Here is a 25,975-nt window from a genome sequence, read left to right as displayed (position 1 = left end):
TGTTCTTACTCGACACCCTTGGTTAAGCCCTCGACCGATTAGTATTGCTCAGCTCCATGTATCACTACACTTCCACTCGCAACCTATCTACCTCATCTTCTTTGAGGGGTCTTACTTCATTACTGAATGGGAAATCTCATCTTGAGGTGGGTTTCACACTTAGATGCTTTCAGCGTTTATCCCTTCCATACTTAGCTACCCAGCTATGCCTTTGGCAAGACAACTGGTACACCAGTGGTATGTCCATCCCGGTCCTCTCGTACTAAGGACAGATCCTCTCAAATTTCCTACGCCCGCGACGGATAGGGACCGAACTGTCTCACGACGTTCTGAACCCAGCTCGCGTACCGCTTTAATGGGCGAACAGCCCAACCCTTGGGACCGACTACAGCCCCAGGATGCGATGAGCCGACATCGAGGTGCCAAACCTCCCCGTCGATGTGAACTCTTGGGGGAGATAAGCCTGTTATCCCCAGGGTAGCTTTTGTCCGTTGAGCGATGGCCCTTCCATACGGTGCCACCGGATCATTAAGCCCGACTTTCGTCCCTGCTCGACTTGTCTGTCTCGCAGTCAAGCTCCCTTCTACCTTTACACTCTACGAATGATTTCCAACCATTCTGAGGGAACCTTTGGGCGCCTCCGTTACTGTTTAGGAGGCGACCGCCCCAGTCAAACTGCCCACCTGACACTGTCTCCCGCCGTGCTTCAACGGCGCGGGTTAGAGCTTTCATATAACAAGGGTAGTATCCCACCAGCGCCTCCTTCGATACTAGCGTACCGATCTCTACGGCTCCTACCTATCCTGTACATGTTACACAAAAACTCAATATCAAGCTACAGTAAAGCTCCATGGGGTCTTTCCGTCCTGTCGCGGGTAACCTGCATCTTCACGGGTATTATAATTTCACCGAGTCTATCGTTGAGACAGTGCCCAAATCATTACGCCTTTCGTGCGGGTCGGAACTTACCCGACAAGGAATTTCGCTACCTTAGGACCGTTATAGTTACGGCCGCCGTTTACTGGGGCTTCAATTCTGGGCTTCGACCGAAGTCTAACTCATCCTCTTAACCTTCCAGCACCGGGCAGGCGTCAGCCCCTATACGTCATCTTACGATTTTGCAGAGACCTGTGTTTTTGATAAACAGTTGTTTGGGCCTTTTCACTGCGGCTGGCTCTTACACCAGCACCCCTTCTTCCAAAGTTACGGGGCTATTTTGCCGAGTTCCTTAACGATAGTTCTCTCGCTCACCTTAGGATTCTCTCCTTGACTACCTGTGTCGGTTTGCGGTACGGGTATTCAGTGTCTCACTAGAAGCTTTTCTCGGCAGTGTGACTATTGTGCTTCGCTACTTTAATTTCGCTCCCTATCACAACTCATCCTTCGCGGTTATAAGCATTTGACTCATATCCAGACTCGCTGCTTAGACATGCTTTTCCAGCTGCATGCTCACAATTCATCTCCTGCGTCCCTCCATCGTTCAAACAACACTGAACAGTACAGGAATCTCAACCTGTTTTCCATCGATTACGCCTCTCGGCCTCATCTTAGGTCCCGACTAACCCTGGGCGGACGAGCCTTCCCCAGGAAACCTTAGTCATCCGGTGGACCAGATTCTCACTGGTCTTTCGCTACTCATACCGGCATTCTCACTTCTAAGCTCTCCACCAGTCCTCTCGATCTGGCTTCTTCGTGCTTACAACGCTCTCCTACCACGTACATCTTTCGATGCACATCCACAGTTTCGGTACCATACTTAGCCCCGGTACATTTTCGGCGCAGAACCACTCGACTAGTGAGCTATTACGCACTCTTTAAATGAGTTGCTGCTTCTAAGCCAACATCCTAGTTGTCTGTGCAGTTCCACTTCCTTTTCCACTTAGTATGGATTTTGGGACCTTAACTGGTGATCTGGGCTGTTCCCCTTTCGACGATGGATCTTATCACTCACCGTCTGACTCCCGGAGAAAGATCTTTGGCATTCGGAGTTTATCTGAATTCAGTAACCCATGTTGGGCCCCTAGTCCAAACAGTGCTCTACCTCCAAGATCCTCTTCTCCGAGGCTAGCCCTAAAGCTATTTCGGAGAGAACCAGCTATCTCCAAGTTCGTTTGGAATTTCACCGCTACCCACACCTCATCCCCGCAATTTTCAACTTACGTGGGTTCGGTCCTCCAGTGCGTTTTACCGCACCTTCAACCTGGACATGGGTAGGTCACTTGGTTTCGGGTCTACGACTACGTACTCTCTTTCGCCCTATTCAGACTCGCTTTCGCTTCGGCTCCGTCTTCTCAACTTAACCTCGCACGCAATCGTAACTCGCCGGTTCATTCTACAAAAGGCACGCCATCACTCTTTAACGAGCTCTGACTACTTGTAGGCACACGGTTTCAGGATCTATTTCACTCCCCTTCCGGGGTGCTTTTCACCTTTCCCTCACGGTACTTGTTCTCTATCGGTCACTAGGGAGTATTTAGCCTTGGGAGATGGTCCTCCCTGCTTCCGACGGGGTTTCACGTGCCCCGCCGTACTCAGGATACTGGTAGAGTGTCTCTGATTTCGCCTACTAGACTATCACTATCTCTGGTTCAGCTTCCCAACTGATTCAGCTATCTTCGACTATCTCACGTCCCAGTCCTACAACCCCAAAGAGCATGCTCTCTGGTTTGGGCTCTTTCCGTTTCGCTCGCCGCTACTCAGGAAATCGATTTTTCTTTCTCTTCCTATGGCTACTTAGATGTTTCAGTTCACCACGTCTTCCTCACTTACAACTTTCGTCGCAGTGTGACTAAGCTTTACCTTAGCCGGGTTCCCCCATTCGGATATCTCCGGATCTTCGTTTACTTACAACTCCCCGGAGCATTTCGCTGTTCGTTGCGTCCTTCTTCGGCTCCTAGTACCTAGGCATCCACCGTGCGCCCTTATTATCTTAACCTTACTTATTACTTCTTACTTTCGAATCTCTCGATTCTCGGTGTCTTTCTTCTCATAATATTCAGTTTTCAAAGTACTAATGTCCTTGACAGTTTCCTGTCAATGGAGGTTAACGGGATCGAACCGATGACCTCCTGCTTGCAAAGCAGGTGCTCTCCCAGCTGAGCTAAACCCCCGTACTATTTCTATGGGCCTAAATGGACTTGAACCATCGACCTCACGCTTATCAGGCGTGCGCTCTAACCAGCTGAGCTATAGGCCCGATTTTCTTTCGCGCTTGTCTCTTGGTGCCCTGAGAGTAGACCTCTCAAAACTAAACAAAGTTTCTTGCCAACTGCTTTCCGTTTATTTTTCCTTAGAAAGGAGGTGATCCAGCCGCAGGTTCTCCTACGGCTACCTTGTTACGACTTCACCCTAATCATTTGTCCTACCTTAGACGGCTAGCTCCCCGAAGGGTTACCCCACCGGCTTTGGGTATTACAAACTCTCATGGTGTGACGGGCGGTGTGTACAAGGCCCGAGAACGTATTCACCGTGGCATGCTGATCCACGATTACTAGCGATTCCAACTTCATACAGGCGAGTTGCAGCCTGCAATCCGAACTGAGAATGGTTTTTAGAGTTCTGCTTGCCCTCACGAGTTCGCTTCTCGTTGTACCATCCATTGTAGCACGTGTGTAGCCCAGGTCATAAGGGGCATGATGATTTGACGTCGTCCCCACCTTCCTCCGGTTTGTCACCGGCAGTCTCACTAGAGTGCCCAACTTAATGCTGGCAACTAGTAACAAGGGTTGCGCTCGTTGCGGGACTTAACCCAACATCTCACGACACGAGCTGACGACAACCATGCACCACCTGTCTTCCTGTCCCCGAAGGGAACCCTGTATCTCTACAGCTTTCAGGAGATGTCAAGACCTGGTAAGGTTCTTCGCGTTGCTTCGAATTAAACCACATGCTCCACCGCTTGTGCGGGCCCCCGTCAATTCCTTTGAGTTTCAACCTTGCGGTCGTACTCCCCAGGCGGAGTGCTTAATGCGTTAGCTGCAGCACTGAGAGGCGGAAACCTCCCAACACTTAGCACTCATCGTTTACGGCATGGACTACCAGGGTATCTAATCCTGTTCGCTACCCATGCTTTCGAGCCTCAGCGTCAGTTACAGACCAGAGAGCCGCCTTCGCCACTGGTGTTCTTCCATATATCTACGCATTTCACCGCTACACATGGAGTTCCACTCTCCTCTTCTGCACTCAAGTTTGACAGTTTCCGATGCACTTCCTCAGTTAAGCTGAGGGCTTTCACATTCAGACTTTTCAAACCGCCTGCGCTCCCTTTACGCCCAATAAATCCGGACAACGCTTGCCACCTACGTATTACCGCGGCTGCTGGCACGTAGTTAGCCGTGACTTTCTGGTTGAATACCGTCACTACTTGAGCAGTTACTCTCAAGCACGTTCTTCTTCAACAACAGGATTTTACGATCCGAAAACCTTCTTCATCCACGCGGCGTTGCTCCATCAGACTTTCGTCCATTGTGGAAGATTCCCTACTGCTGCCTCCCGTAGGAGTTTGGGCCGTGTCTCAGTCCCAATGTGGCCGATTACCCTCTCAGGTCGGCTACGTATCATCGCCTTGGTGGGCCTTTACCTCACCAACTAGCTAATACGCCGCAGGTCCATCCTTTAGTGACAGCCGAAACCGTCTTTCATTCCTTAATCATGTGATTAAGCACTTTATGCGGTATTAGCAACTGTTTCCAATTGTTATCCCCCGCTAAAGGGCAGGTTACCTACGTGTTACTCACCCATCCGCCGCTCGCATCCATATCTTCCTACCCGAAGGTATTCCGTTACTTCTGCTCGCTCGACTTGCATGTATTAGGCACGCCGCCAGCGTTCGTCCTGAGCCAGGATCAAACTCTCATTTTTTGTTAGTTTGTTGACTCAGACTTAGAACTCTAACGTTCTTTGTCTTCTTTATTACTTTTAAATTGACAGGTTCTTTTTCAAGAACCCAGCACTTGGCTTTTAAAGAAACTTTGTTCAGTTTTCAAAGATCTACTTAACTTTTTGTTGATTACCACTTGATTAAGTGGCTCATTTAGTTTATCATCTTATCATGAGCTTGTCAACTGTTTTTTTTATTTGCTTAACAGTGACGCGCATGACTCATTGACAACAGAAAATATATTATCAACTTTTTTACCCTTTTGCAACCCCTTTGCCCATCTTTTTTTATTCTTTTTTGCTACTTATTGCTCTATCCCTTGGTATGACTGCTTTTTTACGATATAAAAAAATCCTAAAAAAAGATATTTCATCTTCTCTTAGGATTCAATTGCCTACATATTACTTAGTAATTTTAGTTTTACCATTCATATATGGAACTAAAACTTTAGGAATATCGACACTACCGTCAGCATTTTGATAATTTTCTAAAATAGCCGCCACTGCCCGACCAACTGCGAGCCCGGAACCATTTAAGGTGTGGACAAATTGTAACTTACCATTTTCATCACGATAACGAATTTGTGAGCGCCGTGCTTGAAAATCTGTACAATTAGAACAACTCGAAATTTCCCGATACATATTTTGCTGGGGCATCCAAACTTCTAAGTCATACGTCTTTGCAGAACTAAAACTAGCATCACCACTGGACAAAGTAATGACATGATATGGTAATTCCAACTTCTGTAAAATATTTTCCGCATTTGCGGTTAATTTTTCTAATTCATTCCAGGAATCTTCTGGTTTAACATATTTAACCATTTCCACCTTGTTAAATTGGTGCATACGAATCAAACCGCGGGTGTCACGGCCAGCAGAACCGGCTTCAGAACGAAAACATGGTGTCAAAGCCGTAAGATAAGTTGGTAATTGATCTTCACTCAAAATCTCGCCACGATAATAGTTAGTTAGGGGAACTTCGGCAGTAGGAATTAAAGTCAATGGCCGTTCTTCATCAACAATGGTATAAACGTCTTCTTTAAACTTAGGGAACTGACTAGTACCAAACATGGAATCACTATTGACCAAATAAGGTGGAATAACTTCTGTATAACCATCTTTTTGATGCTCATCTAACATAAAGTTGTATAAAGCCCGTTCTAATTGCGCACCGGCACCTAAATAATAAACAAAGCGGCTACCCGAAACTTTCGCAGCCCGTTCAAAATCCAAAATTCCCAATTGTTCGCCAATATCCCAATGAGCTTGGGCTTCAAAGTCAAAGTGCGGAATTTCGCCCCACTTACGAACTTCCACATTGGCAGACTCATCTTTGCCAACAGGCACTGAATCATCGGGAAAGTTGGGCAAGCGGACTAAAATATAATCCGTTTGGTCATTAAGCTTTGCTAATTGCTCATCCAAATCTTTAATTTGCGCGCCAACTTCTTTCATGGCAGCAATCGCGGCAGTAGCATCTTGTTTTTGTCGCTTAGTTTGAGCAATTTGCTTCGAAACTTCGTTGCGCTTAGCTTTCAAATCTTCAGTTTGCGCCATCACTTGGCGGCGCTTAACATCTAAGTCTAGTAAATGATCAATCTCTTCCCCTGCAATATTTCTCTCAGCTAACTTTTTTTTCGCCCAATCAGGGTTATTGCGAATCACTTTTAAATCTAACATAATTTCCTCCTTTAAATAAAAAAGAGTTGTCTTCATCCCCATTAAAGGGACGAATCAACTCTTCATCGCGGTACCACCCAATTTTAGTGTTTCACACTACGCTCTAACAGCTATAACGGGGCTGACCGTATAATTTATTCATTATCCGTTTGAAACGATATTGGAACACCAACTGCTAACTCTCAGCACTGCACTAGCTCTCTGTAAAGTCGGTAAGATATCTACGTTATCTAGGTTGATAGTAATATAACTAACATTAAAAGGCAAGTTTTATTTGGAAATCTTTTTCTCCGTCCAAATATCCCGAATTAAACTTATCAACTGGCCATATTGGGCACTATTAGCATCATGTTCCCACTTAAAGATATAAATGTCATGTTGTGTAGGATCTAACGTATAATGACTCGAAGTCGTCACAATCAAATCTGCATCATTAGGATCTTGAACTAGTTGCACGTAAGGCAAACTATCAATTGTTTCTACCATATCAAAACGGTATAACTGATTTTCTTCAATACTGAGGTAGACTTGAACTGCAAAATGATCAGAAAACATGACCACGACTCGAAGCAAAATCTTGTAAACCGCATTGGTCAGCAAATTAACTTTATCTTGAAAATCTTGAAATTCATTTTGTTCAAATAAATGCTGTAAAATATTCCGAATGGTCTTCTTAAACTCTGGCAAATCAATACTGGATAGCCCTGATTTTTCTCCCGTGTAGACTTCTACCATTTGGTAATAGCTATTACCAAATGCCAAGCCCCCGATTAAGACCCGCATCAAGGCAATGCGATAGAGCTTAACAATTTCATCGGATAAATTAAATTGTCGCTGAATATTATAAGGCATCGATTGTAAGAATGCCCCCACAAAGTCGTAAATCTTAGTATCATACTCTTGAATATGGTCAAGAATTTCATCGGCTTTTTCATTGCCACAAGGAACAATGGATAATGAACAGTTAACCAAATTATACATATTATAAGATTCATTCATTAAACGGGCGGGCGTCAAATCTCGATAGTACTGAATGATTTTAGCAAAGTCACTGTCCGCAAATCGTTCATAACTATCCTCAGTCATGAAGCTTTCATAGACATTCAGATTTGGATAGCGAACCCAGTCGATTTTCGCATTGCGTTCCACAAAATGACCATGATAAATCCGTAAGCAATTGACAGTGGCATAAATTTGATAAACCCGAAAAGTCATCGGATTCGGTTGCGCTACTACTTGAAAGGCCTCTAAGCCTTGATTGACGAGCCACTCGCTTTCTTCCTCAGAAATAGTCTTAAAAGGCCAAGCAAATCCCCGCGTTGCTTCCCAAAACATCGCGGATATTGCTAATCTAACATCTGTTTCTTCCCCGACAAAGCGCATCTTTTCATAAGTAATTCGTACGTTAAAAGTTTTCAAAAATAAACGCATCGGTTTTAAATGGCGCAAAGCAGTTGCTTTACTATTGCCACACTCTTGATAAAAATCATCAAATGACTGACAAGTATCTTCCAAAATTGCCATCATGAAGTTGTAAGCATCCGAATGGGAAACTAAAAAAAAGTGATACTGATCATTGTCAACAGAAAAAATTTCTTCGATTGTTGGATCATCTTTCCCCAATAATTCCTTCATATCTTGAATAATACCATCGTAAGTATTATAGATACTGCCGTAACTTTTATTCATTTGTGCAGCTGCTTGGCGAAAATTAATATCTTTAATATCAAAATCTAGACTTTGATGAGCTTTAAGATCATCGCGATAAGAAATCTCCATAATCTTTAATTGTCTGACCCGCTCAAACAAGCGTAACTTCTCCATATCAGAAACTGACAAAAATAAGTCTTGTTCTTTTTCCAATGTGATACCCCCCATTAATTAATTTCATTACTTAAGATTTAAGCATTTAAAATTAACAAATAATAATCATTATATAATAAATATTATAATGTACAACCAATTTTAATGTAATCCAAGATAACACAGATTTCAACTATTATTACTAAAAACAATCAATAAAAAATAATTTAAAACAGATTTTTATAAAAAATGTTCTATACAAAAAAGGGACATGAAACATGTCCTTTTTCATTTATTAAGTTAAATTAACACGAGAAGTTTACGCTTGTGTCGTAGGATTACCACCATTGAGTGTCCAAGTTAACGTTGCCTTAAAATTACCAGCAACTTGCCCATTCTGACTTGGAGTTACTAACTGCGCTCCTGTTAAGAATAAGCCCCAATAACCTAAACCGGTCCCCTTTTGTGCCGTAAATAAAGTGGTTGTCGTATTAGGATCATTGATATCATCACTCGGATAAACCCAAGGATAATTCTGCGAACCCGTTAAAGTATTCAAACCAGTAATTCCCGATGAGCTCGAATCAAAATCTTGCGCTAAGGAAAAATTATCGGCACTATCTACATTGGCTTGTACAACTTTAGCACTAGTAAAATCTAGCGACGAAATGGGCTGCACTTGTTCATCAGGAGCAACACTCGTGTCGGTATTATGAAATTTAGAGCAAGAAACACTCAAATTCCAACCGCCACTCTCAGCCCCCCGAGTATCAGTCACAATAATCGTATTATCTAGCATCGGTTTAGCTTCGGTTTGTCCGGCTTGGATTACTGGTCGATATTTCCAGATACTTTTGGTAAATACATATTGCGTACCAAAATTTGGAAAACCGACATTCTCGGGATTAGGAACTCGTAAATCCAGCTTACCTGGCGCAAAACCAACATTGGCTGAGCTGTTGGCTTCTACTGTGCCTGAAGTAGCATCCGCCGGTCGATTAACGACATTCGCATCATCCGCAGCCATAGTGGGAGTACTAAAGATGAAGATGGCAGCAATTAAACTTATTAATAAAACATTAAATCTTGCTACTTTCAAGTTATCCCCCCCATAACTATTTAGTTGCTTGATTTTGTCCTCGCTTATAGAACCAATAGAATAATACGCCAATCAATAGTAAAACAATGACAATAATCGTAATAATTAATGGCCAATAATTACGTTTTGTATTCGGATTATTGCGATTCAACCGGTTAGCATCCGCTGGCGAAATCGTAAAGTTCTTCTTGAAATACCAACTCTTACCTGAAGTATTAATCCGCACGCGAGCTTGGTAATTACCAGCTTTCATCGGCTTATTCCCCCAGCTAACTGGAAAGTTAAAGTTAGAATTCGGCGCGAAGTTCATTTGCTTTTGACTATTCTGGAAGAGTAGTTTGTTACTCTTAGCCGGATAAATCTTTGCCTTGACCCGCATATCATTATTAGTAATGTACTTAGGTTCAAAGTTTTGCAAATTAATATTCACAGCAGGTTGAATGCCTAATAAAGTCGGCCGAACCCGAACTAAGCGTAGATCTGGTTGCACTTTATCAACATTACCAACTTTAAACAAGGTACTAACTGAATAAGAATAGTTATTAGTTAAACTCATGCCTTTAGACTTCTTATGATGCATCTTATGGTTAATGGTTGGTGAATAGATATAAAAACTACCCAACAGTACACCATTAAACTTGGGTGCGTGCACATTGATGGTTTCTGAAACCGTCTGAGAGCCCTTAGCTGGAATCGTAACTTTTTGCTTAACTGGTCCCATTTTCGTCCAGTCATACTTCAAACTGGAGTCACGAACGCTAGTTAAATTAGCATAATTGATCTGACCTTGATTAGTCGTTCCAGCAACCGTCGGTTTAACTACCACGTCAATGGGATATTTTTTACTGTTAGTAATCTTTAAGTTTAGTGGATAACTTTTACCAGATTCCACATTTAACAAAAAGTAATCCGATTGTGCAGCACCTTGACTGCCCTCAGGCTCAACAGAAAAACCAGCTGCACCAGTAATTGCCGCTGACACGGGATGAATAATAAAGAAACTGCCTATTAAAGCCATTAAAAAAATCAATGGACGTAATAATTTTCGCAAAATCGTATCCTCTAAACTAGAAGTTTTTGGTTATTAATACTATGCGCCGGCACCGCCTGCTGGAGCTGGTGTTGTCGTCGGATCAATAGACAGATTCCAATTAACCGTGGCAGTATAATTACTATTAGGATCAACTTTAGATACGTTATTTGCATCTAATAGCAATCTTACAGAAGCTGGATCTCTAAAATCAAATCCAGTTACGCCAAATCGTTTTGAACCAGAAACCAGAGCAAGCGTAGTATCTCCAGAAATATCTCCATTAGCCATAGAACCAAGTGGTTTAGCTGGATTGTTACTATCAATACTATAAACATCATTATTAGAATAACTATAAGTGGACTGATCTAAATTCAACATTTTAAATGCAGACGTATCGGATTTATCATTAATTCCCAAAGGAATTTCAACGCCAGTATCAGTAGAAGAAGTTTTAAATTTATCTACAGATACATTCAAAGTCCACGGATTAACATTACCATTACCAGATGCATTAGCAGTAGAACGATTATCAACAACAACAGCCAATCGATTAGCAGCTGAACCAGCCATATCAATTGCACCAGCTTTTGCAACTTTACCTGTACCAAAATTGAAGTTTGGTACTTGATATAAAGTCAAATCACCTGGTTTAAAGCCAACTGAAGCTTGAGAAGATCCTGAAGCAGATGAAGCAGCAGTAACAGTATTACCAGCACCGCTTACCAAAGTAGCATCATCAGCACTAACAGTTTGTGCCAACATTGGAGCGGCAATAGCTAACAAAGAAGTAGCACAAATTCCCATACTCAATAATTTATTTAATTTCATAAAGAAGTCCCCCACCTTAAAAAAATCTTTACTTATTTACATCGAACTAATTATACAATAGATTTTTCAACAAAGCACTTAAATTCTTAAAAATAAATCAATTTTTTCAGCGTGCCAAATGAAAAGAGCCCATTTACCATGGACTCATGTCGCAAAAATCACTTGATAAAGTTTCGCAAGCACTACGCTTTTTGATAGAAAATATCAATCACTTGATCAGTAGTATCTGTAGTCACTGCCTGTTCAACTACTGTATCTTGGCTGGCAGTATAGCCACTGACCTTTGGTACTAGTACAGCATCCCAAGTATCACCATGCCAAGTACCATAAACCTTGTCGCCCGTGACTGCATCTTGATAGATGTTACGTTTTAAAATTGCCACTTGGTTTTGACTCTTAACTTGTCCATCTGGATAATGGAAGTTAATTGTTCGCGTAAGGGTCTTAGTTTCCAAGCTAGGTATAATCTGATGATCAACAGCAAATTGAATAATCTGCTGTTTTGAAGCATCAACCGTTACCGTTGTTTGTGGTTGATCGATAACTTCATAACCAGCTGGAGTATGATAATTAATATTTAAGATATCGCCGACATAACCAGTTAACTGCTGCGTGTCAACTGCGTCACCGTCATACAAGTATTCAATTGTTACTGTTTGTTCAATTGGCGTGTAGTATATATCGATTGTTTGATCTTTAGTGTCACCAGCCACAGCTTGTTCAGATACCGCAGTTTGACTTGCCTGATAACCCGCAATTTCTGGCACAGTGTACAATGTCCAATTAGCTTTGGACCAATCACCGTAAGTCACCGTTCCATCTTCATTATCCTTAATATTACGTTGAATGGTAACAGTTTGTAATTCTGTATTAACTTGTCCATCTGGTTGATGAACATTGATGACTCGAGTAACGGATTTTCTTTGAGTTCGATTGGCCATAGCTGGTTGAGTATCCCACTCATAAGTCGTTACCTCAGAACGACCAGGCATTGCCATTAATTCATAAGAAGTATACTTTGTTCCCGTGTTAGTACCATTCATTGCAACCCAATATGGTGAAGTAATAACTTTATTAGTACCTGATACTTTAGTACCCTTTGCTGGAACAGCTGGAAGATAAGCGTTTTTGTTCAGAATTGTTTTTAATCCTAACGTTAGTTGATATAGTTTATAATCACCATCAAACATAAAACTCATACTTGTTACCTTTGATGTATCAAACTTGCTTAAATCCAAGCTTGTTAATTTTGAACAACCATCAAACATAAAACCCATACTTGTTACCTTTGATGTATCAAATTTGCCTACATCCAAACTTGTCAATCCTGAACATCCACCAAACATACCATACATATTCGTTACTTTTGATGTATCAAATTTGCCTACATCCAAACTTGTCAATCCTGAACATCCATCAAACATACCATCCATATTTGTTACTTTTGATGTATCAAATTTGCCTACATCCAAACTTGTCAATCCTGAACATCCATCAAACATACCATCCATATTTGTTACTTTTGATGTATCAAGATTGTTTAACCCTTCAATAATCTTTAAATTTTTTAAATATGCAAATAAATAAGATAAGTTAATGTCCGCAACTACGCCTGGATCAAATATAACTTTTGTTAATTCATTACTATATGTGAAATTACCGTTCAAAACTTTTGTACCTATTCCACCATAATTATGACCATTAATAAAATATCCACCAGAATCATTTCCTAAAATTCCTGCGTGAAAATGCAGGGTATAATCGTCACCTTCATGAACAAAATCCCACTTACTAGTTCCCCAAACACCACTAGTAATAACGTTACTATCTGCCGTAGCACCAGCATTCGCCGGTTGCGTGTCATTATTAGTTGCTGATACCGTTGCATTAGAATTATTAGCAGGTGTAGCTGGATTGTTCGCAGCTGCATCCGTTGCTAAATTAACGTCCGTTGTAGTGGTAGCTTGGTTTTCCGTAATAGGTACATCGTTATTAACTGCTGTCGTTCCATCAACTGAGACGTTAGTTTGTGGTATTTGCTCAGTCACAGGAGTCGCATTGGTAGCAGGGCTTACTGTTGTACTTGCCGATGCTGAACTCGTTGGAGCTTGTTCAGTAGCTACTGGTTCTACCTGATCTGAAACATTCGCTACTTGCTCATTATCAGCAGCTTGCACATTTTGTTGAATTAAAGTTAAACCACAGACCAGTCCTAACAATGCTCCAGCAGTCGTAAAACTTTTTTGCTTTATATTCACTCTTCATTCCCCCCATATCATTTTTTGAAATCGTTTCAAAACAATTTCATGCTAATTTTAAATCTCATTTTGGAAGAATTCAAGGTGAAAAAAGTCACAATATTTATATATAGCGCAAGACAATTACAAATAACTTAAACTACTACACGAAAAAGGCCACTCCTAGTTTGGTTAGGAGTGACCTTGTATTTAGTTCTTATTATTTACTTCTGTTTTCGTCCACGATTCTTGGCAAACTTAAACAACAACCACAAAAATAACCCAAACAATAAGCAACCAAAAATGATAATAGCAACAATCAATGGCCATTTGGTGCGCTTAATATTAGGATTTTGGCGATTCAATTGCCAAGCTTGCTTGGGACTAATCGTAAAGTTATGTTGAAAATGAAAATTACGATTGCCCACATTAACCTGTGCGCTATACTGATAATTGCCCGCTTTAATAGGATTATTACCTAACGTAATAGTAATTGGCGCAATCGAATTGGCCGCTAAGGCGCCTTGAGGAATGTTCAAATGCTTGTCAAAGTTATTGGTTAAACCGCGAACGCGAATGTCATAATTGACCGCTCCATTGCCATAGTAGATCGGACATTGATTATGGATTTGCCCTACTACTTGTGGCTGTCCCGCATAAGAACGGACACGCACCTTACCCAGGCGTAATTTGGGTTGTAATTTATCCACAGCCCCCACATTAGCTAACACGCCAAAGGCCATTTGAAAATTATTTACTTGATTGTTATATTGTTTAGTCAACAAAGTTTGCACAACCGCTGAACCCGCAATTGAACCTTTAAAATGAGCTGGTGCTTTAATTTTTAAAGGTACAGCCTGTTCCTGATTGGCATTGAGCACTAAGTATTGCGTTTTTAAACCCAGGTCTGCCAAACTATAGTGCCACGACCGATCCATCAATAAATGTTTATTTGATGCTAAACTCAAGCCCCCCTGTTCCGTGGTTTGTGCCGTTCCGCCAAAAATCTTTAATTGCACTGGTTGATTAGTCAAATTTTTTAAGTATAATGCAAATTTTGCGGACTTCTTAGGCTTTAAATCAACTTGCACAACGCCACTACTAGCCGGAACTTGATTTTCTTTGGGAACTTGTAATTGCACCTGTACGGGTGAACCGGGATCAGCTTGTACCAGTTGCTTTTGAAAAAAAAGGCACCAACCACAGACCATGACTAGTGCACAAATTAATTGTTTAAAACGTAATTTATTTTTCATTTGGAAGCCTGACCAGTTGGTGTAAACTGCAAAGTCCAAGTAATTGGAGCAACGTACTTATCTTTTAAATTTTCTATCTTAGTGGTGGGAAAATCATTTAATTTAGCATAACTAGGATCGTTAAAATCTAAGCCATAATAATGAGAATCATAATTACTACCGGTTATATGCATGACCCTTTGCGAAGGATTAGGATCGGCGTCGCTACCATCCTTAGCTAACAAAATCAAACCATCAGGCTTTGAATTGTCTGCCGGAGTTGGTGGACCCTGTAAAGCACCAGATATTTTAGACGGAGTATAACCACTACCACTCCAATTTCCATAACTCGTTCGCTTGCCTACATTAGTAGATGGTAAATTAATTGACGGTATTGTCGGCGTAATCTTAGATAATTTAATCTGAGCAGAACCGGAAGTTTTATAAAAAGAACCCACTTTTACATCCACCTCCCATAGATTATGCACGCCAGAGCCAGCATTAGTATCATTGACCACTAAATACCGATTACCAGAAGAGGCCGTCATTTCAGCAGTAGTAGCACCGACTTTCATATTAAAATCAAAATTAGGAACTTCCATTAAGAAAATTGGCCGTGAAATCCGATCTTCTGCAAAATCAATGCCACCGAAAGATTGAAAGTCATGATTATTAGCACTATCAGTCGCTGCATCAGACGGATTTGCAGCAGCGCTATTAAAATCAATGCCACTATTAGCTCCTAAAGCTTGTCCAGGATCTACTCCTGACACGCCATCCAGCGCATTACCTGCTGCTTGAACATTCAACTCATTAACACTAGAACCGGCTACTGCTGCTAAAACTAAGCTGGTGAACATTACTGTCTTATAAGTATTCTTCATTTTAATCCCCCAAAATCGGCGCTACTTTTTCTTCGATAAATTCTGCCCATAAGCATAAACCCACCAAGAAATTAAGCCCATCAAAATCACCAAAAACAGTACTAAAATAATGATCACATTTCGATACTTGCGTTGTGCTCGTGGCAAAAAGTAATTTAACTTTTTAGACTGCTGTGGGCTCAAAATAATATGGCGGTGAAATACATAATGTTGCTTATGATGATCCAATATATAAGTAACATTGTATGTTCCCGGCATCAAGCGACCCTTACGCCAAGGTAATAATAACTTAGTCTGCGAGTTAGGTGCAAAATTAACGTTTTTTAAAACCATGGTACAGTTCGCCCGTGAATAATTCTTTTTACTAATCTTAACTCGCAAGTGCCCCTTTAAAAAAGGATACGGCGCGGTATTTTTAATTGGTGTCTGTATCACCACCCGATTAGCCTGTGAAGTTAAAATTGGTGTCCCCACTTGAAAATGAGGTAATAAGATGGCATCATCTTGGCGCAAATTCAAACCATAACTAATATTGGCTGTTGAGATCGTTGCCGAACCTTGTTTACTCTTAACAGCCTGTTGTTCCTGTTGCTGGAAGTCAGTCTGTGACTGAAACAACAGCCCTCCCATAATAAGTCCGATTAACCGTTGCCGTGGCATTTTTAATGTTACGGACGTTTCGACTTCTTTTTTAGCTGGAACTTCCACACTCAAAGGAGTAACTAGTTTACGTAAATCAAACTGGGCCTTGGGTCCCGGCTTAGCATAGGGATTATCAATCATCAACTGTAAATCTGAATTAGTCTGAGCAGGAATTGGCTTGACCGTAATAACGTTGGACTGGTTAGTTAAATTGAGAATTTTAAACTTCAATTGATACGTTTGATTTGGCTGAACATGTAAGTACCAACCACCCTTAACTGAACCAATTTGATTTGTTAACTGCTCGGGTTCGACACTGAATGTGCCCCCCGCCGCGTGAACGATTTGACTTTTACCCAAACCACAACATGCTACCAACAAGATAACCAACCAAGCCCAATTTTTTAAAAACTTACATTTGTTCATTGGCAATTGTTTTAGTTACATTATTCAAATTAGCCGTCCAATGCAATGGAAAAATGAATGTAGCATTATCTATTTTATTATCATGAATATAAGTTTGTACATTCCCTAAAACAGTACTATTTAAATTCAAAGTAGCACTAGTTGGAGCAACAAATGATAAACGAATATAGCCTTGAAAGCCACTATCAGCATTTAAAACTGTGATAGGAGTCACTGACTTAGATGGGTCACTGGTAAGAGGAATTTCACCGAATGGATTTTTAGTACTATTATTTCCATAAGTATAACCTGCTGTTACAGGAGCCCTATCAGTTCCTGGCAAACCAGTTTGTGTTGAAACTGGATTATCATTAACACCACTATCCAAATCTAAACTACCGAGTTTAGTATTTGACAAGCCAGCAGAACTAGTTACATCTGCTTTTGAACTAGAATCAATCAATGTACTACCGTAATTAGCAACTGACACATAAAAGCCAACTGCACTATCTGGTGAGTTAACGATTAAAGAACGATCAATTTTTTTATTGCTACTAGGACTGTTCAAATTAAAACTCGTATCCCGGTAATCATGCCCCGTACCAAAATCAAAGTTGGGCATCTGGACAATGTAAATACTGCCGTTGATAAAAGTGACCGTTACATTTGTACTGCCCGTCGTACCATCAGTACTATTATCACCGTCGCGCGTGGAAACATCACCCGCTTGTAAAGTTGGATCAGTATCACTCCGCGTCACATCACTATCAGCTTGTACCATTAAAGATTGTTCATTAACTCCCCAACCAAAAATTAAGAGACAAACAGTTGAGATGATCATTTTCCCCATGTTTTTCAAGATCTCACCCCTCGAAGTCATTATAGCAACTTGAACTAAGAACGTCCATTTTTGTTTTGACCTTTTAAATAAATCCACAGTAAATATAATAATCCTAAGACAATTATTAATACTAATCCAATAAAGATCCACGGCAACAAGCGATTATAGTGCTTTGGCTGTGTAGCTTTCTTAATTGCATTGACGTTGGCTTTAGTAACTGTAAAGTGCCGTACAAAAGTTTTTTGATAATGATTCTTAGCTTGCAAATGCAAAGTCAATGTATAAGAACCAGGATGAATCTTACTTTGTGGTAATAACACATTCCACGTCGAGCTTGGTGCCATCTGCAAATTATGCAATTTTTTCGTGATGACTTTGCTATGACCCTTGCGTTTGACTGAACTAGTCATCTTCAGCTGACTAACATTAATCGGCGCAGCATTATACAAAGTAAAGCCTAACCCCGTCTGTTGTGCGCGAGTTGTGGCAATTACGTGCTTATCCATGGTAATTGCTGGCTTAACAGTATCTTTTTTGGAACGCAACACCACACCTGTGACATATTGAACTTGGTTTTGAATAGCAAACTCACTTTTCTTTGAGGAACTGACTCCCGCAGTTGCGACAATCGCCCCCAAGATAATTCCTTGAAACTCCGTCTTAGGTGCTTGATAGGTAAAGGTCACAATCTTGGAATACTGCGGTTTAACATGCACGTGATAAGTGCGTTTACTACTAATTAAGCTAGATAAAGCAGGATTTTGTGGCTTATATAACTTCACTTTTGGGCGATCATAACTAATAATCCCATTGCCGGAAGTATAAGCATCATTGATCTGAACCTTAATATTCAAAGGCTTCTTGCCGATGTTCGACACTAATAAGCGTAAGTGTTGCTTTTGTTGTGGCTTAGTTTGTAAATCAAAAAACGTCTCCTGATCCGTCGTTTGATTCTTGGGTAAAATCGCCTTTACAGTAAATGAACGTTCCTGCGTCGGTAATTTTTTGGCTGCTGCCACTGAATTGGTGGAAAGCGTCCAAAACCCCAATAGTAACGTCAGGATCACTATCATTGAAATCCGTCGTTGCTTCATGAATAAATTCCCCCATTTAAATCTAAAGCTTACTGTCTCGGATATTGATTAAAATTATTATTTTGATTATTGGGTTGTGATTGATTCTGTTGCTGCTGGTTTTGACGCTGTTGTTGTGCTTTCTTTTGTTTGTTAGATTGGCTCCATAAACCACCAACCACAAACATGATTAAGATGATGAGACCTAACACAATCATCAAATACAAAACTGTCTTATCAGGCGTTAAACCTTTGCAATCATTATTAACCTTATCAGTTTGTTTCTTAGTGATGTGGTACGTTCCGGAAAACTTCCAGTGCGTCTTACCACTCTTAGCAGTTCCCACGGCTTGATAAATGCCTGGTTTAATTGGCAGTGATTGCTGATCAAACGCAATCGGAACGTTAGAATTAGGGGCAATCTTCTTATAAACTTGATCCACATTCACGGGCTTGAACCCCATGCCAAACAATTCGAGCAGTCCCTTGCGTTTCAAGGTCATATGCACCACGACATCTTTCATCAATCCTGGTTGATTATTGGATAGATTAACATTGATAAACGGCTTATGTTCGACTGCTTGAGGAGTCACATTATTCAATACCAAAACCCCACCCACTGGGTGATTATCTTCCGTGAGCCACACAGGAACTTTCAAGCCTTGGCTAGCTGAATCATTAATATCATAAATATAAAAACCGGCGAGCATCAAACCTTTAAAGGCCTTGGGTGGCATTTGAATGTTGAACGCTACTTCTTTAGTTTGGTTAGCTTTTAATTTAATAATCTTAGCTTGCGTCATATCTTTAAAAGCATAACGCAAATCGCTATCGCCCGAATGAACAACTTTTTGGTAAGTAATCCCACCTTGCGACGTCGTGGAAGCATTGGTAGGACGAATCCGCACCTTGGTATTCACTGCGCCAAAGTTAGTAATTGATAATTTAACTTGGTACACGCGATTAGGCTTAGCTACAATTTGAAAACGGTCCGTGACGTTCGAATTATCGACAATTGGTGTAACCGAAATATTATTGACATCCGCTTTAACAGATTGTATTTGTGTGAGCGCCAAAAGCAAAGTACAGACGCTAATGATAAATAGGCTAAATTTTTTCATAGATCCCCCATAACGGATTAATGATAGCATAATTATACAAAAAAATGTGGATACTGTTAAGTATCCACACAATTTTATTAAACACTTTTAAGTTTAATTATTATTCTTGTTATTGTTCCGACGACCGAAGTAAATACCTAAACCTAAGACTAACAAGATGACTAAGACAGCAATTAAGATCCATAGCCACATGTAGTTTGGCTTAATACCAGATAACTTGTTGTATTTACCAGCATCAGCAGAAGTGATGGTAAAGTCTTTGTCAACAATCCATGATTTAGTCTTATCACTAGAAACTAATTTAACATGTAGGTGATAGTTACCTGCTTGTAAAGGTGTATCTCCCCAGTCAATAGCGTAATTAAAATTAGAATTAGGAGCTGGTGACATAGCGGTTAAAGTAGAGGTTTTCTTAAACTTATGATCATTAGGCTTTTTGGTAACTGTTGCTTTAGCTTTGATGCCCGTATCAAAACCCTTGACATAATTTTGAATATCAGCATTAACACCACGCTGTCCTTTACCGGCACTTAAAGCATATGGTGTTACTTTCAGAGCTCTAAATTTAGGATGCATAACTGCATCTTCTTTTTGACGTACACGTAAAGGAACACCTTGAGCAAATTTATTAGTCAGTAATGAACCATTTTTAGCAACTGTTTTAACGGCTTTTTCACCTTTAGCTGGGCGAACAAGAATACCGCCCATCAAATATCCAGGAAACTTTTGCTTAGGAACATGAACTTGAAAATGTACATCCACAACTTGTCCTGCAGGAACAGTAATAGTCTGTACTCGTGGTTTTACATACTTAGACAATTTAATATTCATTGATGGATCTGTATAGTCTTTGTTGTAAGAATAAGTGCCATCAGTACCAGTTCCTGCAGTATTAACTGTAACGGTATAACGATGACTCTTAGTATCCTTATTAGCTACTGCAATTGAAATATCTTGTTGACTGCCAGGATTGCCAAAAATATCAACCTGACCATTTTGTGCTGATTGATTCTTACCATAATTTGGTTTAATACCATAATTGCCCACTGATGCTTGAGCAGGCACTGTCGAAACAATTACTAATGCTAAAACAGATAGCATTGCAATTAACCATTGCTTTAAATGATTCATTTTTTACACCCCAAATAATTTAATTATAGAAATTACATTTATAATCTTAATCTTTTATAATTAAAAGTCAATGTAACAATAAAAGTTAAACTTAATTTCAGTTTCAGAAACATAAAAGAAGTATTGATAGCAAAAGTTATCAATACTTCTAAAGTTAAAACTTATTTAATTATTTACAAAACAATCAATTAAGCTTGTGGAGCACCCGTTGATGGATCTGGTTGAGAAGTTAAAGTCCAAGTAATAGGAGCTGTGTAAGCGCCAGCTTTAACACCTTCTGGAATACTCATTTTAATGCCATGATTTAAGCCAAATACAAATTGGTCAGAACCACGTTGTTGAACACCACTCTTAACACTAACAACAGTTTTACCAGCGCCACCATTAGATGTTATAGCATTCGCACCAGTCAAATCAGCAGTATAAATTTTACTGTCAGTTGCTTGAATAGTATTAGCGCTTAATGTAAATTGGCTAGCAGCAGAATCAGTCGTAGCTAACTCATCGCCAGCAAATTGACCTAATGAAGCCTTAACGACATAACCCATACCCATATTACCGGAAGCACCATCTGAATGACGAGAATCAGTAATTTCCAATAAACCGGCATTGTTGCCATCAGTACCATAGTTATTGTTATTAGTTTGACTTGCTAAACTACTATTATCCTTAAGGTATGCTGTACTACCACTAACGGCAGAGCCAAAAGCTAAATCAGGAACTTTATCTAAGCTTAAGAACCCATCGATAACGTTAACACTAGCTGTAGATGTTCCTTGTGCTGAACCACTTCTTGAGTTCTTATTAGCTGGATTGTCAGTTGACATTGTAGTAGCTGGCAACTTACTTGAAGCCGCACTAACAGTAGCGACAGGTGCAACTGCACCTAAAGCAACAACAGCAGTTGCTACAGAAGCAAATAATTTATTCATTTTCATTAGTAAATCCCCCCAAAAAATTTCAAATACCGAATGGTATTCTCAGTACATAAATACAATAACACTTTTTTTTAATCTTGCAATAGTTTATTTTCAAAGAATAACTAAATTCGCTTAAAATTATCAAAAAATGTTATGAACTGCTTACGATAACATAATCCTAACCCAAACAGTAAACCAACACCTAACGCAATTGCTCCATAGCTGACATCATTTCCCGTTTGTGGATATGATGGCGTACCCACAACTTGCACTGGTCCGTTTTGATCCGCACCGCCAGTTTGTGGGTAATTCAACTGATCTAACTTAGGAGTTTTCGCCTGTTGACTATTAGCGCCCGTGTTAGACTGTGGAATAATTACTGAAGCAGTTGATGACTTAGATTGTGAGTTAGAACTACCTCCCCCTCGAGTAGCGCCTTGAGTAACTGGTAGGGCCTGGGCAACTTCATTACCTTGATAATCGTAATCGGTTCCCGCCCACATGGCTGTCGAATAAGCGCCAACAACAATTGCCACAGTAGCAATTACCGCAACAATTAAACCAGTTACCTTACGCCAAGGGAGTCGTTTTGATACTTTGTGAGTTTGCTTTTCCAAAAATCACGACTCCTTTCGTAAGACTAGAAGCTCTAGACACACTGTTAATATAGCACTTAATTTTGTGAAGTTCAAACACAATTAATTATAACTGAACAACTTTCAGCTTATTAATGGTTGCCACAATTGCCATACTGCTTCCGGCTCAAATTGGTGTGCACTTTGATAAGCACCTTGACTTAATTTTTGAGCTAATTGATCATTTTGCAAAATTGCAATCACTTTGTGGGCTGCAGTGGATACTGCGTCTTGTGGAACTAAATAACCATTTTCATTATCATGCACAATTTCTCGAGGGCCGTAACGGCAATCATAGCTCACCATGGGTACCCCATGACTACTTGCTTCTAATAACGTCAAAGGAAAGCCTTCCGCAAAAGAAGTCAAAATTAAAACGCGAGCTCGATCATAAACTTCTGCCATATTGGCCACGACACCCTTAAATTGCACAGCATCTTGTAATTTTAAATTCAATACGGTCTGATTAATTTTTTTTGCTTCTTGCTGATAAGTAATGCCCCCATAAACCTCTAAGCGCGCTAGCGGATCTTCACGGCGCACGCGCTGTAAAACTTTTAAGGCTTGATCAACTTGTTTTTCGGGTGAAATTCGGGCCACCATGATAATCAAGTGCGGATCGCGTTGGGAGAATTCAACTTGAGGAACATCAATTTGGCTGGGTTTACCCGGAATAGCCACCACTTTCTCTCCAATGTGAAAGCGTTGATTAATCTCTTGCTTCTCCCAATTGGACGGACAGATAATATAATCGAACTCTTCATTATGGGTTAAACCATACTCATAGTTATAGTTTAATCCCCCCGTCATGACATCAGCCTGCCAACCATTTAAGAATTGATTATGAATATAAAATGCTTTTTGAGCTGCGGTTTGCATTCGTGGCAAACTCTCGACGCATTCCACACGGTCGGCAATAAATAAATTATTCAAACCATAGTCTTGATTTAAACAATCATAAAAAAAGGCCTGGAAATCACGCAAATCCGTAAACCGATACTTCTTGCCGTGATACTTTAGCTTATATAAAGCCACACTCTTTTGATCAGCCTTATAAACTTGCGTACAAGTAACTTGGCCTTGTTGATTAAGCACTTCTTGCTTGGTGACCTGCCCATGGCGATCGTAGTAATACTTGCTAGACAAAAAGCCGCGGGTATCATAGCCTTCCGCAACACTCGGAACTTGACTACCCAAGGGAGCAAAGACCACCGAAGTCAATTGTTGCGATTTTTCATCAGCCCGAATCAGACCTTGCCGACCGTCGTGTGTTTGAATTTTAAAACCCAGTTCTGCACCATCAGAGCCTAACTCCTGCACTAATTGATAATTATGCGTGCGACAATAATCTTGGACAGTATTCGTTTGATAAAAATCCACATGATTTTCCCCAAAGTAGTCAAAGACATTAATAACGTCATCTAAGTCTAAACCAAACTTGCCCGGACCAGCGGCCCAATCATTGCGATAATAAGTCGTCACAATCTTGGCTGGAACTTGATGTTGTTGAAATAAGCGCAAGCGATTCAGTTCAGAATGCTCAATGCCAGCCGAAATATTAGATAAATCCATCGTTAAAAAAAATTCATGCTACTATGCCCCCTTTGATCTGAAGTTTATTATAGCAAACAAAACCTTTTCTTTTACGGGAAGATTTCAAACATAGTATACTAAGATAGAGGTGAAGAAAAATGAAAATAACTCGTCATGGTGAAGACTTTTGTACGCTCACTGACATTCCCCAAGTTGGCAGCCAGATGCCCAACTTTACGGTTCTTGATCAAGATCAAAACTCCGTTACTTTAACATCATTATTGAACAAACCCTTGCTCATTAGTGTAGTACCCGATATTAATACCAGTGTCTGCAGTTTACAGACGAAACATTTTAATCAAACAATGGATCAATATCCTAACATCAATTTTGTCACTATTTCAACGAACACCGCTGAGCAACAAGCTAGTTGGTGTGCAGCTCAAGGCGTTAAAAAAATGCAATTGCTTTCTGACGTCAAACAGGATTTCGGTCAACAAACTCATTTGTTAATGGCCGACAGTGGTTTATTAGCCCGGTCCGTCTGGATTGTTGAACCCGATCAAACGATTAGCTACCAAGAAGTGGTGCCCGAGATGACCAATGAACCTAATTATGACCAAGTTTTGGCTCAATTAGATCAAAACGAATAAGTAGTGTTCAATACACAATTTAGTGCTGATTTTTTCATCCGAACATAGTGTAAGCTATTATAATGAAGAAATTTTTAAAATTAATGCCTAATCAGCACTAGTTTGGCACTTAAAAAGCAATTTCTTAAGCCTAATTCAGACTTCAGAACTTGCTTTTTTAGTTAGTCTTATTCTTTCGGTAATGTTGAATATTCCACGTATTTAACAGAGTAATCACAATCATCGAGATTCCCGCAATAATAAAGAGCATCTTAAAAGAAGAATGATCAATCACTAGTCCCCCAAAGACCGGACCAATGGCGCGGCCCAGCGAAGAAAAGCCACTAACCCAGCCCTGACTGCGCCCTTTATCTTCCGGTTGCGTCCATTGATCAATAATGACTGGAACCGTTGGGACATAGATGGCTTCGCCAATCGTCAACAAAATCATCCCTAAATAAATTAAGGCGACTTGTTTGCTAGCAATCGTGACAAAATAAGAAATTGTCAAAAAGAATAAGCCAATCACAATTCGGTGATCCAAGTTTTTGATAATTTGTGGTCGCCACGTCAATAGCCATTGCACTATAATAATGATTACTCCATTTAATGCCCATAATAAACTATAAACGCGTAAGGCAAAACCACTATCAATTAAGTAAACGGAAAAGTTCGATTCCCATTGCGAATACATCGTCCACATGACTACTAATGTTAAAAAGCTAACCACAAATAATTGGCGCACACGCGCTTGCGGATGTTTTTTAGGAGTTCTGTTAGCGTGCTTTGCTGCAGCAACTTGGTATTCCAAGCGTTGCTTAGGAAAACAAACGATTTGAATGATTAAAGACAATAAGTATAAAACTGCTGCCAAAATAAAAATCGGAGCAACTGATCGTTTAAACATTTCACTGATCAGCATTGTGCCCAAGACCAAGCCGACATTTAAGACTAAATAAATCAGGTTAAAAGCTTTAGTGGTTGAGATATGGGGCAATAATGTGCCGTAGACGTTCACTGCCGTGGTTAGCCACCCCGTTGTCACGCCAAAAGCCGTCAACACCAAGGCATAATTGGGCCAACCAGTGAACCAAATGCCAATAATGCAGATTGCTAAACAGGCTAACATGGCCCCCACTGTTAGGTAAAATTGATTAAACCGGTCATACATTTTGCCGGCAACCATCGCACCTAACACGTTAGCAGCCGAAAAAAACATCAACGCAATGCCTGCCACCGTCAATGATTTATGCAAAATAGTATTAATATAAATGGTTGCTAACGGCCACATCATGCTATAGGCCGTTTCATTAAAGAAGGCCACCCCTAACAATGGAACCAAACGAACTTGGCGCATATTAAACT

At 40.3% G+C, this 25,975-nt stretch carries 18 protein-coding genes, 2 tRNA genes and 2 rRNA genes; 1 reads left to right on the top strand and 21 read right to left on the bottom strand.

The genetic code is table 11. The annotated features are described in order from the left end of the window. Positions 1-18: 18 nt before the first annotated feature. From AC3B6D_RS06025 to AC3B6D_RS05930, 20 genes are all read right to left on the bottom strand, one after another. Positions 19-2,935: ribosomal RNA gene (locus AC3B6D_RS06025) — 23S ribosomal RNA — on the bottom strand. A gap of 102 nt (positions 2,936-3,037) precedes the next feature. Beyond that, positions 3,038-3,110 (bottom strand) — tRNA-Ala (locus tag AC3B6D_RS06020). A 12-nt stretch (positions 3,111-3,122) separates the two neighbouring features. Further along, positions 3,123-3,196 (bottom strand) — tRNA-Ile (locus AC3B6D_RS06015). A gap of 97 nt (positions 3,197-3,293) precedes the next feature. Beyond that, positions 3,294-4,860 (bottom strand): 16S ribosomal RNA (locus AC3B6D_RS06010). Together the 16S and 23S rRNA genes with 2 tRNA genes alongside form the textbook arrangement of a ribosomal RNA operon. Positions 4,861-5,280: 420 nt before the next feature. After that, entirely contained in the window at positions 5,281-6,558 is a 1,278-nt protein-coding gene (gene serS, locus AC3B6D_RS06005) for a serine--tRNA ligase (protein WP_489775165.1), read from the bottom strand. Positions 6,559-6,828: 270 nt separating this feature from the next. Continuing rightward, positions 6,829-8,421, bottom strand: a complete 1,593-nt coding sequence (locus AC3B6D_RS06000; protein WP_489758192.1) for a helix-turn-helix domain-containing protein — start codon at positions 8,419-8,421, stop codon at positions 6,829-6,831. Between the two features lie 259 nt (positions 8,422-8,680). Next, complete coding sequence (locus tag AC3B6D_RS05995) at positions 8,681-9,460, bottom strand: WxL domain-containing protein (RefSeq protein WP_489775164.1); 780 nt, start codon at positions 9,458-9,460, stop codon at positions 8,681-8,683. 16 nt (positions 9,461-9,476) lie between these two features. Beyond that, a complete protein-coding gene (locus AC3B6D_RS05990) occupies positions 9,477-10,511 on the bottom strand; it encodes a DUF3324 domain-containing protein (protein ID WP_489775163.1) in 1,035 nt (344 codons plus the stop codon). Positions 10,512-10,550: 39 nt separating this feature from the next. Beyond that, the gene (locus tag AC3B6D_RS05985) at positions 10,551-11,321 is read right to left on the bottom strand and encodes a WxL domain-containing protein (protein ID WP_489775162.1); all 771 of its coding nucleotides are present in this window, start codon (positions 11,319-11,321) and stop codon (positions 10,551-10,553) included. 182 nt (positions 11,322-11,503) lie between these two features. Further along, the gene (locus AC3B6D_RS05980; RefSeq protein ID WP_489775161.1) at positions 11,504-13,579 is read right to left on the bottom strand and encodes a BspA family leucine-rich repeat surface protein; all 2,076 of its coding nucleotides are present in this window, start codon (positions 13,577-13,579) and stop codon (positions 11,504-11,506) included. 203 nt (positions 13,580-13,782) lie between these two features. Then, positions 13,783-14,814, bottom strand: coding sequence for a WxL protein host-binding domain-containing protein (locus AC3B6D_RS05975; protein WP_489775160.1), 1,032 nt, complete (start codon positions 14,812-14,814; stop codon positions 13,783-13,785). Further along, complete coding sequence (locus tag AC3B6D_RS05970; protein WP_489775159.1) at positions 14,811-15,677, bottom strand: hypothetical protein; 867 nt, start codon at positions 15,675-15,677, stop codon at positions 14,811-14,813. Before AC3B6D_RS05970 ends, AC3B6D_RS05975 begins: the two co-directional genes overlap by 4 nt. Positions 15,678-15,698: 21 nt before the next feature. Then, positions 15,699-16,679, bottom strand: a complete 981-nt coding sequence (locus tag AC3B6D_RS05965) for a WxL protein peptidoglycan domain-containing protein (RefSeq protein ID WP_489758185.1) — start codon at positions 16,677-16,679, stop codon at positions 15,699-15,701. Positions 16,680-16,731: 52 nt separating this feature from the next. Next, positions 16,732-17,583 (bottom strand): hypothetical protein, encoded by an 852-nt coding sequence (locus AC3B6D_RS05960; RefSeq protein ID WP_489758184.1) that lies wholly within the window; start codon positions 17,581-17,583, stop codon positions 16,732-16,734. 35 nt (positions 17,584-17,618) lie between these two features. After that, a complete protein-coding gene (locus AC3B6D_RS05955) occupies positions 17,619-18,659 on the bottom strand; it encodes a DUF916 domain-containing protein (protein ID WP_489775158.1) in 1,041 nt (346 codons plus the stop codon). Positions 18,660-18,688: 29 nt separating this feature from the next. Next, entirely contained in the window at positions 18,689-19,759 is a 1,071-nt protein-coding gene (locus tag AC3B6D_RS05950) for a WxL protein peptidoglycan domain-containing protein (RefSeq protein ID WP_489758182.1), read from the bottom strand. A gap of 93 nt (positions 19,760-19,852) precedes the next feature. Then, positions 19,853-20,890 carry a DUF3324 domain-containing protein gene (locus AC3B6D_RS05945; protein WP_489769554.1) on the bottom strand — a complete coding sequence of 346 codons (1,038 nt, stop codon included), beginning with the start codon at positions 20,888-20,890 and terminating at the stop codon, positions 19,853-19,855. A gap of 188 nt (positions 20,891-21,078) precedes the next feature. Then, positions 21,079-21,828: a WxL domain-containing protein gene (locus tag AC3B6D_RS05940; protein ID WP_489769553.1), complete on the bottom strand. Its 750-nt coding sequence runs from the start codon at positions 21,826-21,828 to the stop codon at positions 21,079-21,081. A 104-nt stretch (positions 21,829-21,932) separates the two neighbouring features. Continuing rightward, positions 21,933-22,427 (bottom strand): hypothetical protein, encoded by a 495-nt coding sequence (locus AC3B6D_RS05935; protein WP_489769552.1) that lies wholly within the window; start codon positions 22,425-22,427, stop codon positions 21,933-21,935. Between the two features lie 102 nt (positions 22,428-22,529). Beyond that, on the bottom strand, positions 22,530-24,017 hold the full coding sequence (locus tag AC3B6D_RS05930) for a glycosyltransferase (RefSeq protein ID WP_489769551.1): 1,488 nt from the start codon (positions 24,015-24,017) through the stop codon (positions 22,530-22,532). A gap of 119 nt (positions 24,018-24,136) precedes the next feature. Here AC3B6D_RS05930 and tpx point away from each other — a divergent pair, with 119 nt between their 5' ends. After that, on the top strand, positions 24,137-24,631 hold the full coding sequence (gene tpx / locus AC3B6D_RS05925; protein WP_489775157.1) for a thiol peroxidase: 495 nt from the start codon (positions 24,137-24,139) through the stop codon (positions 24,629-24,631). 157 nt (positions 24,632-24,788) lie between these two features. Here the strand turns inward: tpx and AC3B6D_RS05920 are convergent, their stop codons facing one another. Further along, the gene (locus AC3B6D_RS05920) at positions 24,789-25,967 is read right to left on the bottom strand and encodes an MFS transporter (protein WP_489775156.1); all 1,179 of its coding nucleotides are present in this window, start codon (positions 25,965-25,967) and stop codon (positions 24,789-24,791) included. Positions 25,968-25,975 lie beyond the last annotated feature (8 nt).

This window comes from Bombilactobacillus sp. ESL1097, assembly GCF_058107205.1.
This window is presented reverse-complemented; position numbering and strand designations above follow the sequence as displayed.